Source organism: Shewanella woodyi ATCC 51908, from assembly GCF_000019525.1.
GTDB lineage: Bacteria > Pseudomonadota > Gammaproteobacteria > Enterobacterales > Shewanellaceae > Shewanella > Shewanella woodyi.
In genome coordinates this window covers 1,951,803-1,968,210 of the sequence record NC_010506.1, presented here as the reverse complement: position 1 = coordinate 1,968,210, position 16,408 = coordinate 1,951,803, and the positions used below count along the sequence as shown (strand labels likewise).

Genomic DNA, 16,408 nt, shown 5'->3' with positions numbered 1-16,408 from the left:
GCTTGGTGCTTGGTTATGTCGGAAAAAATTTGCTAAATTTGGCCACAACAGTGCGATGAGACCAGGAAGCTATGCTATCTGTTGTGACCACATTAGTATTGGTAACGATGTCGTCATTAGGCCAGGAACTATGTTATTTGGATCAGAGCATGGTGATAAATCTATAAATATTACTATCGAGGACTTAGTCTTAATCGGCTCAGGAGTTCATATCTATACCGCAAACCATGAGTTTAGCGATCCTCAGAAGCCTATTTTCTCTCAAGGACATCAAGCCCCCCAAGCTGTGAACGTATGCAAAGGCGCTTGGATAGGCGCTAATGCCATCATTTTACCCGGTGTCACCCTTGGTCAAAACAGTGTCATTGGCGCTGGCAGTGTGGTGACTAAAGATGTCCCTCCCTTCTGCGTTGTAGCTGGCCAACCTGCAAAAATAATAAAACAGCTAAAATAGTCATATTATCCTGCTTCGCATTAAAATTGGCCTAAGACTAGCATATAAATATGTATAGTCTGAAAACTGTCGTACACACCACTTTATTGACATTAACCTGCAAAGTTTAAAAGGAATCAAATGTATTTAGCTGAATCAAACATAAAGAATACTTTTTCAATCAGTCCATTTGATGAATATTACTTACCGAGTGTCAATAGAAAGATGTTTGATACCATCGACTCTAAAACTCAATATGACAAAAAATTTAAGAAAGATTTTGCTAAAGAAGATATGTTACAGATTATCGTTGGCATGGATTCAGGGCTGTTAGTCAACTACCTACTAGAGCAAGGCATTCCTGATGGAAGTGTATTTATCTTTATTGAGCTCAACCCTGTACTGAGCTTATTGAACATTGATATCCCAAAAGAGTTAATCGATAAACTATATATTTATAGTTTGGAGGATTTCCAATCTAATTTTCCATCAACATCTTATGGTATCTACTTACTTAAAAATAACTTCAAGCATTATAGGAGTTTAGCAGCAACATCTAGCCATCTCCCAGAATACAGCATACTTAATACTCAAGTAGTAAAAATGTTAGAAGCTGAACATTTGGAACAGATGCTCAGTTCATCCCAAAAAAAATACTTTGAGCAACAGTTTAAGAATGTCTCTGAAAATATGCTGCCAGCTTCTCTATTGGCTAATCAGTTTAATGGTAAAAGCTGTTTAGTTGTGGCTGGAGGTCCATCATTAGATGAAAATCTCAATTGGATAAAATCTAATCATCAAAAACTATTCATTATTGCAGTCTCTCGAGTAGCTGGAAAATTAGCTTCAGAGGGGATTACCCCCCACGTTATTGTGTCAGTAGACCCCTATGATTTTAGCTTCGAAGTCAACAGAGATATGATGGCACTTGCCGAATCTAGCTTATTTGTTAACTCATTCCACGTAAGCTCTAGACTTTTAGGTCAATGGGAGGGGAAAAGTTTATTTATGGACTGTCAATACCCTTGGCAACTTGAAAGTAAAGGTAATATAGAAACATTAGGGCCAACGGTAACGAATGCTTCAGTTCATTTAGCAACTAAAATGGGGTTTTCCCGTATCATCCTGACAGGCGTTGATCTGTGTTTTACAGATGATGGTTTTACTCATACTAAAGGCTCAGTCGAAGCAAAAATTGGTCCCAACTTAGGCATTATGGGTGAATGGATAGAAACCTATGAAGGTAGAAAAGCAGAAACAGTTACACAGCTAAAACTGGCCATGGAATCTTTAGCAAATGAAACATCACAGAACCCCAAAATAGAGTACTTAAACCTATCTCTAAAGGCTGCAAAAGTGAAAGGTATATCCTATAAGGACACCAATGAAATTCAACTTCAGCTTAACAATATAACGCCTTCAGAATTACTAGAGTCGATTCCAAATCTAACTATTCAAGAAAGAAAACAAAATAATTTAACCTCTAAAAAAGAGTTCAGTAGGTTATCTGATACATTGATAGATATCATAGGTTTATCAAAAAAAGCGCTGAAGTTGAATACACAACTTAAAGATGAAAATATCACAGTTAAGCAAGGCTCAGAAAATACTGCTGAAATTGATCTTTTAGATAAAAAAATAAATCAAAGTTATTCAAGTGTCGCAAAGTTAATCAAAACCTACGGTTTAGCGGAGTTCTCAGATTTTCTAACCACAAAAAAAACTGATGAATGGAATAAAAATCATGTACATCAGATGACAGATCACTATTACCAAGCTTTTATTGTAGTTGCTGAACAATTACAGGAACTTGTGAGTGACACTCAAATAAGGCTGGATCATAGAATTGATGAGCTGTCTAGCATACCCGATTTTTCTACACTGACTGAATTTTGGAGAAAAGATCTGCAACATGGTCGTGTTAACATTTGGCTTTCTGCGCACAAGAATTGGCAGCAGGGCGATGAGTATAAAGATAGTGCTGAGTTAGTAGAAAAAAACACTCAACTAATAAAAAATATTACAAATGAGTACATAGAACAATTAGCTATCACGCCTAAAGAGTATATAGAGACTGTCAAAGAGTCAGCATCGATGGAAAATGTTTTTGAGAAAATCATCGTACTCATTAGAGACAATGATCATACAGCCTTAGTTAAAATGGCCAAAAATCTCCAAAAATTATCTGATAATAGTGATGAAGCAAAACGACTATACCACCTTACCTATTGCCATCAATTACAACTTGAAAAAAATGAAACTGAAGCATTGCAGGTTTTGTTAAACTTAGATGAGAAGTTACAAACCGAAATTGAGCTAAAACAGATTAGCTTACTGGCTCTAAAAACAGGCCAAATAGATGTCGCTGAATATGCTTTAACACAGTTAACCAAGTGTTCTGAAGACTATATTCCGCAGCACGCTCACGTTTTAAAACTGCTAGGCAGGTTTGAAGAGTCTATTAATGCTTATTTAGACTATTTAAATAAGTATCCGGAAGATGTAACTACTTGGCTAAAACTTGGACTGTTTATGATTGAAGTCAAAGAGCTAGAAAGTGCGAAAACAGCATTCTACCATGCACTACAAGCTGACCCAAACAACCAGACAGCTCAAAGTTATCTGAAAAAGCTGCAAAACTGAGCTAGCCTTCTTTAAATTCAATTTTACAAGAGACTCGATAAACGCCAGTTAAGCGCTGGCTTTTATTTCAAACAAGCCTACAAGCAAGTATAATACACGCCATAAAGTTACAGAATTTGTAAGCTATCAGTGTTTTCCTACACTACATATATTCCGGAGTCCCCGCTTGTCACATAACTATATCCCGCTTGAGCAGTACAAACGTAAATGGATTTTTAACCATAAAGATCTCCCCGTTACCGATGAAGATAAAGCCTTTATCAAGCCGCTTGATCAGAAGGGGTCAATGGAAGTGTGGAACAAGTGGATCAGCAACCGCAGTAGCAATGCTGAGCAGTTTGGCAAAGGTGATTGGCCCGCAAAGGGGAATGCTTGGCTAGAGACTGATCACTGGCAAAGTGCATGGGACAGTGAAGATCCCGCGCTACCAGAGATGTTTGCTAACTATATTGAATGGAAAGAGGATGAGGTCGTTTATTTCTGTTATGAGAAATATCAAGTAATAGAGACTCGCTGGGATGTGTTTGTGCGTAACTGGAAATGTTTCCTGTTTTTTGATGATGGTCCACTGCTTATCTCCCCCAAGCAGAAGCAAGCGGTATTTATCCACCAAAATGGACAATACCAACTGGGTAACCGCGGCTAACTCGTAGCTCGACAGCAGTATTACTCAATAATATAAACAATTAAGAGGTTTTTGATGTCCCTCACCCACTCTATCACTAAGCTAAGCCTGATTGGCTCACTACTATTCGCTTCGAGTACTTCGGCAATGGAGATCTCCGGCGTTCAGCTACCTGAGCAGATAACCCTTGCTCACACTGAGTTGCAACTCAATGGCGCAGGTGTTCGCAGTAAATTTTTTATTGATCTCTATGTTGGCAGTTTATACCTAACAGCTGCCAACTCAGATCCCGCCCAAATTATCGATGCAGATCAATCGGCCATTCGCCTAAATATCACATCAGGTATGATCACAGCTGACAAAATGCGCGATGCCATTACTGAAGGTTTCGATGATGCAACTGAGGGGAAAACTGCTGCGATCCAGTCTCAAATAGATGCCTTTATGGCACTGTTTAGTGAAGAGATTAAAGAGGGAGACCAGTTTACTCTCGCCACCAGCAAAGCATCTGGTGTCACAGCTTATAAAAACAATATTGCCCAAGCCACTATTGAAGGTGAAGCATTCAGGCAAGCATTATTGAAAATTTGGTTAGGTGATGAGCCAGCTCAAAGCAGCTTGAAAAAAGCGATGTTAGGCAAGTAACACCAGTATAAGAAATCGTAAAGGGGCTAGATAACGATTAGCCCCTCAGTTAAAATCTATATTCAGCAGCAATAGCCAGTGCGCCTTGAGAATCAATGGTCTCAACCTCCACCTGCGGCTTATTCAGCTCCAACTCACCATTAAAGTAATACCCAGCGTAACCTGTTAACGTCACAGATTCTGACACTCGCCAGCCAGCCCGTAAAAAACTGACCCACTCATCCACTTCGACAGTCGTGTCATCATCCTCAAGTAAAAATCTTTGAGTTCGCTTCGATGCACCAAAACCAAAGTCCACACTTGGGCTTAATTGGTAACTCAGTTCTAAACCTGCTGGCCCCGTAAAACCTGCGGCAAAGGGGTTTCCAAGTCGCCATGAGTCATTAATTTGCCAATTAACCGCCAAGAAAGGTACCGTTCTAACTTCCGAGATATCATTTAAATACGCCACTCCTAATCCAAGCAAGTTACCATTACCAAATCGGTACATCCCCGAGGCAACAACACCATAACTAGAGGCGTTACTTGATTTAGCTGTGTCAGCGTAAGCGTATTGCAGTTTAGGCGCCACCATAAACATCCAGTGCTTATTCAAACGGTAGCTTAATGAGACGCCAGCGCTATACCTGTGTACCTGCTGCCAGCCCTGAAGTTGGCGATTTAAAATCGAGCTGCCATCTTGCTTCCAGTCGTAATTTAGGTCGCCATACCCTAAATTGAATCCAAGTGACCACTGCTTATTTAAAGGGAGTTTAGCGTTAGCATCAAACAACCATGAACTTCTTTGTAGGGTATTTTGCCCCTCTCCGATATCCGCTTCAGCCGTATCAATACGGGAAACTGAGACACTAAAAGGGGAGAAAGAGGGTTTACCTGACGCTGACACACTGGGTAGATAAACCACAGATGAGAGCAGTGAAACGACGATTGCTCTTTTCAGGCAAATATTGATAGACCCATTGATCATGCTAGCTCCTTTAGCGGCATTTAAAATAAAATCACTCTTTAATACGTCATCAACACCAAAACAGATCACTTTAACTAGCAATCATTTAAGCTTATAAGCCCTTAAAAACATATCGACGCACTCTTGAATATAGGCCTCACGACCTTCAATAAGCTCCTCAACTCCTAATCCCAACTCCAGTTTCATCCGCATCTCACCAAACATCATCAAGCAAAGACGCACAGAGCAGCTTCTTGTATTTCCAAATTGATAAACACCAGCTTGTTCAACTAAGGTCAAATAGTCTGACATTAGGTTAAGTAGATGCTCTGGACCGGCATTATAGAAGAGCTCAGAGATCTCTGGATGAGTTTCAGCCTGTGCCACACATGCGGTGAAGACCTTGAGCGCTTCGGGACTCACAATCATCTCACTGAAATATTCACCGAAACTTGCCAAGGCTTTTTCTGGATGATGAGGATCGGCAAAAAGCTCTTCTGTTAAATTGTGTACCACACATTTAGATTCAATTGATGCCACAAAAAGGTCGTCTTTACAGCCAAAATGAGAGTAGACAGTTTGCTTAGAGACGCCAGCCTTTTTAGCAACTTCGTCCATACTGGTATTAGGGAAGCCCTGCCCACAAAACAGATCGATTGCAGCTTCAAGAATTTGTACTCGCTTCTGTTCACTGCGGCTTAGATTAGCAGTTGGAGTTGAAGTCATTAACAACACCTCTTAATTAACAAGGTTTTTATAGTTTGGACACATTTAATCACAAACTAGACTGGACAGTCTAGTTCTTTCAAAATAGACTAGACAGTCTAGTTTAACAAGTTTGCTACCCCACATTAACCAGGACAGCGGATCAGGATGAATATTATAACCGATATACTCCAGAACAAAATCATAATGGCTATGCTACTTATCGGCCTTCTGAGCGCTTGTCAGGGAGAAGTGACCACTCACAGTACACAAGCTCAATTACAAACTGTGACAACACAGAGCCTAACGTTATCGAACTCCTATCAACATACACAGGAGTTTACAGGCACAATTAGAGCGGGAAACACAACAGGAATAGGCTTTGAGCTGTCAGGAAAACTAAAATCACTCGCCGTAGACAGTGGCGACAGCGTCGAGAAAGGTCAACTATTGGCACAGCTAGATACACGTTTACTGGAAGCTGAAAGAGCAGAGATTGATGCCAGCTTGTCACAAAATAGCGCTGATCTCACCCTTGCCAGAAATACCTTAAACCGCAGCCTTGAGCTACAAAAACAGGGTTACACGTCAGAGCAGCAGCTTGATGAACTAAAAGGTCAGTTAAACAGCCTATTAGCAGCCCAAAAGAGACTCACCGCTTCAAAGCTTGCCAATGCATTACGAATAGAAAAATCATCACTGCTTGCGCCTTTTAGTGGCGTAATAAGCAAACGAAACAGTAATCTGGGCGAAGTAGTAGCATTAGGAACGCCCATATTTACGCTTGTTCAAAACAGAAACCCTCAAGCCTTTGTGGGCGTCCCCGTCAAACTTGCTCAGCAACTCAACACCAAACAAGGCGTATTACTCAAGGTTGGCAACAACAGTTACACAGCACAAATTGAGGGAAAAGGCGCTGAAGTTAATCCGGTTACACGTACCGTACCGTTAAGGTTATCCCTGCCTATTGATGCTCAGGTGATCAATGGTGAAATCGCCTATTTAATCTATGAGACAGATATCCAACAAAACGGTTACTGGGTGCCTATCTCGGCGCTAACCGATGGAATAAGAGGCTTGTGGAACCTCTATGTTATCACCCCTAATAACGATTTAGAGGCCGATAAAGGCACCTTTAATATCGAACGACGGGATATTGAGATCCTCTATACCAAGGAAGATATGGCTTACATTCAAGGCGCTCTCAAAGTTAATGAAGATTATATCACCCAAGGACTGCATAAACTCGTTGTTGGTCAGCAGGTCAAGCGCAACACTAACGTAGCGGCGAGGTGATCCATGATCAAGGCTTTTGTCGAAAACGGTAGGCTGGCAAGTCTGTTCATTGCCTTGCTGATAGTGGCAGGTTTTGGCGCTATATCTAGTTTGCCTCGCATGGAAGATCCCGATATAACCAACCGCTTCTCATCAGTGATCACTCACTATCCCGGTGCCTCAGCCGAGCGTGTCGAAGCTTTGGTAACCGAAGTACTCGAAAACCAGCTTCGCCGACTCGAAGAGATAAAGCTGGTTCAGTCCACCTCAAGACCTGGTATTTCGGTCATTCAGCTGGAACTTAAAGATGAGGTTATCGATACCGATCCAGTGTGGTCAAGAGCCAGAGATCTGGTTGCAGATGCCAAATCACTCCTACCCTCAGCCGCACTTAGCCCTACTTTAGACGATCAGATAGGCTATGCCAGCACAGCGATTTTAGGACTTGTGTGGCAAGGAGGTGGAGAGGTCCGCACCGACATGCTTAACCGCTACGCCAAGGAGTTACAGAGCCGCTTGCGTTTGGTTAGCGGTACAGATTTCGTGACCCTCTATGGTGCCCCAACAGAAGAGATCTTAGTCGAACTCGATGGCAATAAAGCCAACCAACTCAAGCTTACTCCTGCCGCGATTGCCCAAATCCTTGAAAATGCAGACACTAAAGTTTCCGCAGGAGAGATAAATAACAACAACTTTCGCGCACTTATCGAAGTCTCTGGTGAGCTCGATTCTGTCACCCGCGTTCGTCAAGTGCCATTGAAAGTCGATGAGCTAGGGCAGATCATTCGCTTAGGCGATATTGCAGCCATTAAAAGACAAGCTAAAACTCCGGCCAACTCCATCGCACTCATAGAGCAGGAGCAAGGGGTCATGGTCTCGGCTCGAATGCTAAACAATACCCGTGTTGACCTCTGGCTAGAGAGAGTCAGAGCATCAGTCGATGAGCTACAAACGAGCATTCCTGCCAATATTGAGATCCAGTGGCTATTTGATCAAGAGGGATACACCACTGAGCGACTCGGCGGTTTAGTTGGCAGCCTTTTACTTGGTTTTATCATCATCTTAGTCGTATTAATGTTAACCCTTGGACTACGCAATGCACTGATTGTCTCCCTCTCTCTACCATTAACAGCCCTGTTCACCTTAGCCTGCATGAAATACATCGGCCTACCGATCCATCAGATGTCAGTCACAGGTTTAGTGGTAGCACTGGGGATCATGGTTGATAATGCCATTGTTATCGTCGATGCTATTGCTCAGAGAAGACAGCAAGGCTTATCAAGACTAGAGGCGGTCAGTAAAACACTGCATCACCTCTGGCTTCCCCTTGCAGGTTCAACCATCACCACCATGCTGGCATTTGCACCTATCGTCTTGATGCCAGGCGCTGCTGGAGAGTTTGTTGGCGGTATCGCTATCTCAGTCATGTTTGCACTAGTGGGCTCTTACGTTATCTCCCACACATTAATTGCTGGCCTTGCAGGCCGATTTGGTGTGAGTGGCAGCGAGCAGCAGTGGTATCAAAGAGGGATCTCCCTTCCCTTCGTCAGTCAGTTATTTCATACAACTCTCATCATAGCGCTAAAACGCCCTATTATCTCTGCACTGTTGATTGGTATTATTCCAGTGCTCGGATTTATCGCAGCTGGCAAGATGACAGAGCAGTTCTTTCCCCCTTCAGACAGAGATATGTTTCAGATAGAGGTTTACCTGCCTCCCCACGCCAGTGTAAATAGCACCCGAGCTTATATCGAAAAAATGGACTCCCACCTACGCACAACCGATGGAATTACCCGAATCGACTGGGTTGTTGGCGGTAATACCCCCTCTTTCTACTACAACCTTTTGCAGCGTCAGCAAGGTGCCAGTAATTATGCCCAAGCTATGGTGAAAGTCACTGACTTTGCCACCGCAAATGCGTTGATCCCTAAGCTTCAACAAAACTTAGACTCAAGCTTCCCTGCTGCGCAAGTTTTAGTGCGAAAACTGGAACAAGGCCCACCATTCAACGCCCCTGTAGAATTAAGAGTATTTGGCCCTAACCTAGATCAATTAAGGGTGATAGGCGACGAAGTCAGGCGGGTTTTAAGCAACACTCCGGATGTTATTCACACTCGAGCAACCCTTAGTGCTGGTGCCCCTAAGGTGTGGTTTCAGATCAATGAAGATGCCAGTTTAATGAGCGGGTTAAACCTTACCGATATCGCTAAGCAGATCCAGATGGCGACCACAGGGATCAATGGAGGCAGCTTACTTGAGCAAACAGAGTCTCTTCCCATCAGGGTAAGGTTACAAGACAGCACTCGCGAGCAACAAACCAAGCTGTCAGAGATAAATCTCGTCTCCCCTTCTGGTACAGGTATTCCACTCTCGGCACTGGCCAGTGATAAAATAGAGGTGAGCAGAGGAGCGATTCCACGAAGGGATGGCCAGAGAGTCAACACCATAGAGGCCTACATTGTCAGCGGCGTTCTGCCACAGCAGGTACTGGACGATGCCAAAGTGCGCATTGATGCGATATCACTGCCCGCAGGTTACCGTATTGAGGTCGGTGGTGAAAGTGCCAAGCGCAATGAGGCTGTGGGTAATTTACTGTCAAATGTCGTACTTGTGGTCACGCTGCTTCTGGCAACCGTTGTGCTCTCATTTAATTCGTTCAGGTTAACGGCCATTATTCTCTTTAGCGCCCTTCAATCTGCGGGACTTGGGTTACTCGCCGTCTATCTGTTTGGCTACCCTTTTGGATTTACCGTAATTATCGGCTTACTAGGTCTAATGGGGCTTGCCATTAATGCTGCCATTGTTATCTTGGCGGAGCTTGAAGATCAAGATGACGCAAGAGGAGGAAATATCTCAAACGTGGTCAGTGCGGTTTCAAGTTGTGGCCGTCATATTGGCTCAACCACCATTACCACCATAGGCGGCTTTTTGCCGCTGATCATAGCTGGTGGCGGTTTCTGGCCACCTTTCGCCATCGCGATTGCTGGTGGGACACTGTTAACAACTTTACTCTCTCTTGTTTGGGTTCCCACCATGTATCAACTGTTTATGACACCAAAAAAACGCTGTACCAACCTAACGAAACAGCTCCCCTTAGAGAACTAGTACTAATCAGTGTCAGTATCAATCTCAGCCGAAGCATTGCAGCTATGTGCTTCGGTATTTCCCCGCTTTAACTCCCGCTCCCACCTCTCAAGTTACACTCATTACAAGTGTGAACAAGATCAACATAAAAACAAATAAGAACATAAAACTGCTTAAATAAGTATCGCTTTTAGACCTATATCAATTCATTGAAAGATAATGTGTTTTACATTACCACTTACCATAATAAGAGTGGATCTACCCATGAATTATAAAAACTGGCCAATTGCGAAACAGATAGGCACCTTAGCCCTCATTCTGACCATCATTATCTTCAGTTTGATAGGCAGTATTACCTACTTCAGCTCATCACAGGTACTAGAGGAGAAAGCCGTTGCAGCCATGCAAGCTCAGATGCAGGGAACAGCAGATCTTATCGAAGTGCAATACACTAGCCTATTGATGCTCGCTAGACGCAGCGCTGATGTCCTGCGCGCTATGTACCCAGGTCAGTTTAGAAAACCCGATAAAACGGTCAAAGTATTGGGAAAAGTCACCCCAGCCCTTGCCCATGAGAGAGAGCAGATCAATGCCTCTAAGAGTAAGGTCGATCGTTTCTCTAACCTTACCGGCGGCACCGCAACCCTCTTTGTTCGTGACGGTGATGATTTCCTGCGGATCTCCACTTCACTCAAAAAAGCCAACGGTAAGCGAGCACTAGGTACCTATTTAGGCAAGAGCCATCCAGGCTATACCACCTTGATGAAGGGAGAGATCTATGAAGGCTATGCCAAATTATTTGGCAAAGACTATATGACGGTATACCGTCCTATAATGAGCACAGAGGGCGATATTATCGGGATCTTATACATAGGTTTTGATATCACCGAGTCCTTAGTTCAGCTACAACAAGCGATGAACAAGTTAACAATTGAGGAGTCGGGACACTTCCTTATCATACGTGAGAACGACCAAGCCGTTGTCGCTCATCCAAGCTATGCCGTCGATACTAAATTGGATGCTCAAAAATTAGATGGGCTGAGCGTATCGCAGGCGCTAACGAACAAAGGTTCATGGCGTTATATCAACCGTAACAATGACAAGATGTATGCCTATACGGTCATGATACCTGGATGGAACTGGGCATTAATTGGTATAGCTAAAACCAGTGAATTAAATGAGGAGAGCCTTAAACTCCTGAGCATTAATGCCATCGTCAGTATTCTGGGGATCATAGCCATCACGGTTTTACTCTTTTTTGTCCTGGTCAAAACACTGCGCCCCTTAAAAGAGCTCCAACTACAGCTCGATAAGCTAGGTAAAGGCGATCTGTCACAAGATTTTGATATACCAAATTCGAGCAGCAAAAACGAAGTCGATAGGATCACCATCAGTGCCTCTTCAATGGCTGAAAGCTTACGCCTACTTATTACAGCGCTACAGCAATCGGTCAGCACCTTAGAGGTACAAGCCGCCCATGCTCAAGAGACCGCAAAGCTTAATGGTGAAGAGGCCCTCTCCTTGATGGCACAAACCGATCAAATTGCCACCGCCATTGAGGAGATGTCCACCTCAATACGTGATGTAGCCACCCATGCAAGCGAAGGGGCTCATAAGAGTCAGCAGGTCGATAACGCTTCCAGAGAGGGGCATAATCAACTTAGCTTAGTGGTAAAAGGCTTAGCAGAGCTCAGTGATCAGCTTAACACCAGCCATGTCAGTGTTGAAAACGTCACTAAAGAGAGCCAAGCCATCAGTAAGGTCACAGAAGTGATTAATGGTATCGCTGAGCAAACTAATCTACTTGCGCTCAATGCCGCTATCGAAGCAGCCCGTGCTGGAGAGCAAGGTCGAGGCTTTGCCGTCGTCGCCGATGAGGTGCGAACTTTAGCTCAGCGCACACAAACCTCAATTGCAGAGATTAGCCACACCATAGGGCAGCTACAGTCTCAGGTAAAAAACACAGCCAAACAGATGGGACAGAGCCATCAACTAGGCCAAGCTTCTGCAACCCAAGGTGAACAGGCAAGCACCCAGCTCAATCAGATAACCGAAAGCATAGGTGAGCTCGCTATCGCCTCTAGCAGCATCGCCAGTGCAACGGAGCAACAGAGCGCTGTCGCAGAGGAGATAACCCGTAATCTACATCAGATCACTGAACTTGCCAGAGAGGGAGAGCAGAGAGCTGGAGAGCATGTCGATGTGGCTCAAGGCTTAACAGATTTAGCCCTAGAGATAAAACAGCAGATAAGCGTGTTTAAAGCCTAACTTTTTAACCTAAACTCGGTGAGTTTTTAAGGCAACAGTTTTCACTGTTGCCTTTTTTATGCATAACACTGCCTACCTGTGTTAATTGGTAGGCTTTACCATCCGTAAGCGAAACGTTCCGTGAGTGAGCCTGCGAACATTCCGTAAGCTCGCAGAGCACTATCTTAGCTTTCACCGTCTTAGCTTTTCCTAGCGCCGACTCTTCCTATGACCAGCTCCTTTCCCTTCTTTAAAAACAAAAAGCCCCACACCTTTCTCAAGGGCGGGGCTTTTTTATCGACTTACTTTATCGGTAAGTGACTAATCTTTATTTTCGGTGTCTCTGTCCATGTTTTCGGTATTCTCAAGCCATAACGCGTTGATAATGCCAAATGAACACGCCAGCAATACACCTAGTATCCAAGCAAAGTACCACATAATGTCGGCTCCTTATTAGTATAGTGACGTCTTATTGTTATCAATAAAGCTACGAGACAAGCGACCAAACATCTTCAAATAGGTGTACACAGTGTAGCTCAGTACAATAGGTACAAAGATGATAGCAGCCCAAGTCATCACAGTAAGAGAGACTTCACTCGCTGTCGAATCCCACATGGTCAAACTCACGTTTGGCTCAAGTGAAGATGGCATAACAAATGGGAACATAGCAGCCCCACAAGTTAAGATCACAGCAGCAATCGCTAGTGAGCTAAACAGGAAGGCAAAACCACTGCGATTGAGACGGCTTGAGAACAAGACCAGAATCGGCATCACCAAACCTAAAATAGGGAACAACATAGTGATTGGGTATTTGTCATAGTTTGTTAACCAAGCACCCGCTTCAACTGCTACCGTTTTCAACGTCGGATCTGAAATCCCATAGGTATCAATCGTCGACGTGACAACATAACCATCGATGCCATTAACCAGCCACACACCCGCAGCGGCGAAACAGATAAACAGAACAATCGATAAGATTTGAGATGCATTAGCAGCACGTACTCTTAACTCACCTTCAGTTTTCATCTGTAACCAGGTTGCACCTTGCATCATAAACATACTGACACAGACGATACCCGCAAGCAGACCGAATGGGTTTAGCAGTCCAAAGAAGCCGCCATGGTAGGTTGCGCGCAAGTACTCATCGAAATTAAATGGTACGCCTTGCAGCAAGTTACCAAAAGCAACACCTATGATTAGCGGAGGAACAAACCCACCAACAAATAGCGCCCAATCCCATGACTTACGCCATCTTGGGTCTTCAATTTTAGAGCGGTAATCGAAGCCCACAGGACGTAAAAATAGGGCAAATAGCACTAACATCATGGCGACGTAGAATCCCGAGAAGGAGACGCCATACACCATAGGCCAAGCAGCGAACAGAGCACCACCAGCTGTGATTAACCAAACTTGGTTGCCGTCCCAGTGAGGCGCTATCGAGTTGATCATGATACGGCGCTCAGTGTCATCTTTACCAATAATTGGTAAAAGAGCACCCACACCCATATCGAAACCATCTGTCACAGCGAAACCAATAAAGAGCACGCCAATCAGCGCCCACCAGATCAATCTTAACATTTCATAATCAAACATAATCAGATCTCCCGTTTAGGCATCAAGGTTTTCAAAGTGATAACGACCAGTCTTCAAACTACTTGGGCCCTTACGTGCAAACTTAATCATTAAGTAAGCCTCGATAATCAGCAACACAGTGTAGAACAAAGAGATGGAGATAATACTAAACCAAAGATCACTTGCAGACAGACTCGATGCTGACATGAAGGTCGGCAGCACTTCAGAGATGGTCCAAGGTTGACGGCCATATTCAGCCACAAACCAACCACACTCAATTGCAATCCAAGGCAGTGGCAAGCTGTATAATGCAGCTTTCAATACCCAAGGCTTTTCCTCTATTTGATGACGCGTGCTTTGCCAGAAAGCTGCAGCGAATACAAACAGCATGATAATTCCAGCGCCAACCATGATACGGAATGACCAGAACATAGGCGCTACGCTTGGAATAGAGTCCTTAGCGGCAGCGACAATCTGCTCCTCAGTTGCATCAACCACATTATCGGTATAACGCTTAAGCAGCAGGCCATAACCAAGATCGACCTTAGCTTCTTCAAATGCAGCGCGCAGCTCAGGTGTTTCATTACCCGCACGAAGTTCAGTCAACATAGCATAAGCTTTCATGCCATTACGGATACGAACTTCATGCTCATCAATAAGATCATGAATACCTGTCACTTGCTCATCGAGTGAGCGAGTCGCAATTATCCCCATCGCATATGGGATCTTAATCGCGTAATCAGTTTCCATGGTTTCTTGATTTGGGAAGCCTACCGCAGTAAAGGCTGCCGGTGCAGGCTCTGTGTGCCACTCAGCTTCAATAGCTGCAAGCTTAACGCGTTGCGCCTCACCCACTTTATAACCAGACTCATCACCCAGTACGATAACTGACAGAATTGACGCCATACCAAAACTTGCCGCAATAGCAAATGAACGGCGAGCAAAAGGTAGGTCACGCTTCTTAAGAATGTAGTAAGAGCTGATAGCCAGTACAAACATGGCGCCGGCAACATAACCAGATGCCACAGTATGAACAAACTTAACCTGAGCTACTGGATTAAACAGCACTTCAGCGAAGCTTGTCATCTCCATACGCATGGTTTCGTAGTTGAATACTGAGCCAACTGGATGTTGCATCCAGCCGTTTGCGACTAAGATCCACAAGGCTGACATATTCGAGCCCAATGCCACTAACCAAGTTACAGCAAGATGTTGACGTTTACTGAATCTATCCCATCCGAAGAAGAACATACCAACTAAGGTTGATTCAAGGAAGAAGGCCATTAAACCTTCAATAGCAAGAGGTGCCCCGAAAATATCACCGACATAGTGAGAATAATAGGACCAGTTTGTACCGAACTGAAACTCCATTGCGAGACCAGTGGCCACACCAAGAGCAAAGTTAATACCGAACAACTTACCCCAAAATTTAGTCATGTCTTTGTAGATCTGCTTGTCAGTCATCACATAGAGTGATTCCATAATCGCAAGCAGAAAGGCCAAGCCCAAAGTTAAGGGAACAAACAAGAAGTGATACATAGCCGTCATCGCAAATTGAAAGCGCGATAACTCAACAACCTCTTCTAAAATCATTAGTGACTCCTTAGGTGGTGCATCCATTAACCATGAGTAGATCCCCATCATTCATAGTTAATGCCTATTTAGGAATTAAGTTTTAGCCCTATTTAACACCTTGAGGTGCTATCAATGACTAAACTGCATATTTTTATTTATTTGGCCGAGTTTTCAGACTATCACCTACCGCTCGCCCCATACTTTCCGACCGATCTCACAAAAAAGAAAAAATTGTGACAAATGCACAGAAAAAACAGCAAAAAACTAGCTAGAGGCTTATATTCAGCAACTTAACTCGATTTTACTTAGCTTTCGCCCCTATTTTATACCATTCAAAATTGATTCAAATCAATCAAACACTCCGCAGAAAACGGGTTTTGTGCTTGAGGACACAGTTCAACGTGCAATAACCTTGACTCAAAAAAAGCATCATGTTAGGCAACGTTATAAATAGTGGTCATAGATACTTTTAATCAGTTTACTCCAACCATAACCACCCTCATGGTAAAAAACACAATATAAGCGTTACATGTATCAATTTTACTACCTCATCAAGAATATATAAAAACACCATAAACTACGGTTAAATATATATAAAAACAAATTACCAACAATTTCAAAACATAAATACACACACTAAAGGATTAGTTTTTATAAT

Annotated in this window: 12 protein-coding genes; 7 read left to right on the top strand and 5 right to left on the bottom strand. The window is 43.5% G+C overall.

All coding sequences use genetic code 11. The annotated features are described in order from the left end of the window. Positions 1–130 precede the first annotated feature (130 nt). From SWOO_RS26260 to SWOO_RS07995, 4 genes are all read left to right on the top strand, one after another. Positions 131–454 carry an acyltransferase gene (locus SWOO_RS26260; protein WP_229377335.1) on the top strand — a complete coding sequence of 108 codons (324 nt, stop codon included), beginning with the start codon at positions 131–133 and terminating at the stop codon, positions 452–454. Positions 455–574: 120 nt separating this feature from the next. Beyond that, a complete protein-coding gene (locus SWOO_RS08005; protein ID WP_012324207.1) occupies positions 575–3,076 on the top strand; it encodes a 6-hydroxymethylpterin diphosphokinase MptE-like protein in 2,502 nt (833 codons plus the stop codon). Between the two features lie 166 nt (positions 3,077–3,242). Beyond that, on the top strand, positions 3,243–3,722 hold the full coding sequence (locus SWOO_RS08000; RefSeq protein WP_012324206.1) for a DUF2947 domain-containing protein: 480 nt from the start codon (positions 3,243–3,245) through the stop codon (positions 3,720–3,722). A gap of 54 nt (positions 3,723–3,776) precedes the next feature. Next, complete coding sequence (locus SWOO_RS07995) at positions 3,777–4,346, top strand: chalcone isomerase family protein (protein WP_012324205.1); 570 nt, start codon at positions 3,777–3,779, stop codon at positions 4,344–4,346. Positions 4,347–4,395: 49 nt separating this feature from the next. On the opposite strand, the gene SWOO_RS07990 is transcribed toward SWOO_RS07995, so the two are convergent. Both SWOO_RS07990 and SWOO_RS07985 read right to left on the bottom strand, forming a co-directional pair. Then, entirely contained in the window at positions 4,396–5,313 is a 918-nt protein-coding gene (locus SWOO_RS07990) for a DUF6268 family outer membrane beta-barrel protein (RefSeq protein ID WP_012324204.1), read from the bottom strand. 81 nt (positions 5,314–5,394) lie between these two features. Continuing rightward, on the bottom strand, positions 5,395–6,018 hold the full coding sequence (locus SWOO_RS07985) for a TetR/AcrR family transcriptional regulator (protein ID WP_012324203.1): 624 nt from the start codon (positions 6,016–6,018) through the stop codon (positions 5,395–5,397). Between the two features lie 147 nt (positions 6,019–6,165). On the opposite strand from SWOO_RS07985, the gene SWOO_RS07980 reads away from it, so the two are divergent. The 3 genes from SWOO_RS07980 (at position 6,166) to SWOO_RS07970 (ending at position 12,624) form a co-directional block, all read left to right on the top strand. After that, positions 6,166–7,293: an efflux RND transporter periplasmic adaptor subunit gene (locus tag SWOO_RS07980; protein WP_012324202.1), complete on the top strand. Its 1,128-nt coding sequence runs from the start codon at positions 6,166–6,168 to the stop codon at positions 7,291–7,293. 3 nt (positions 7,294–7,296) lie between these two features. Then, positions 7,297–10,377, top strand: coding sequence for an efflux RND transporter permease subunit (locus SWOO_RS07975; protein WP_012324201.1), 3,081 nt, complete (start codon positions 7,297–7,299; stop codon positions 10,375–10,377). A gap of 243 nt (positions 10,378–10,620) precedes the next feature. Then, positions 10,621–12,624 (top strand): methyl-accepting chemotaxis protein, encoded by a 2,004-nt coding sequence (locus SWOO_RS07970; RefSeq protein WP_012324200.1) that lies wholly within the window; start codon positions 10,621–10,623, stop codon positions 12,622–12,624. Between the two features lie 300 nt (positions 12,625–12,924). Here SWOO_RS07970 and cydX read toward each other — a convergent pair whose 3' ends face one another. Genes cydX through SWOO_RS07955 form a run of 3 tightly spaced genes read right to left on the bottom strand, consistent with a single transcriptional unit; the run spans position 12,925 to position 15,768 of the window. Beyond that, positions 12,925–13,041, bottom strand: coding sequence for a cytochrome bd-I oxidase subunit CydX (cydX, locus tag SWOO_RS25900; RefSeq protein WP_012324199.1), 117 nt, complete (start codon positions 13,039–13,041; stop codon positions 12,925–12,927). A gap of 15 nt (positions 13,042–13,056) precedes the next feature. Next, entirely contained in the window at positions 13,057–14,196 is a 1,140-nt protein-coding gene (cydB, locus tag SWOO_RS07960) for a cytochrome d ubiquinol oxidase subunit II (protein WP_012324198.1), read from the bottom strand. A 15-nt stretch (positions 14,197–14,211) separates the two neighbouring features. Then, a complete protein-coding gene (locus SWOO_RS07955; protein WP_012324197.1) occupies positions 14,212–15,768 on the bottom strand; it encodes a cytochrome ubiquinol oxidase subunit I in 1,557 nt (518 codons plus the stop codon). Positions 15,769–16,408 lie beyond the last annotated feature (640 nt).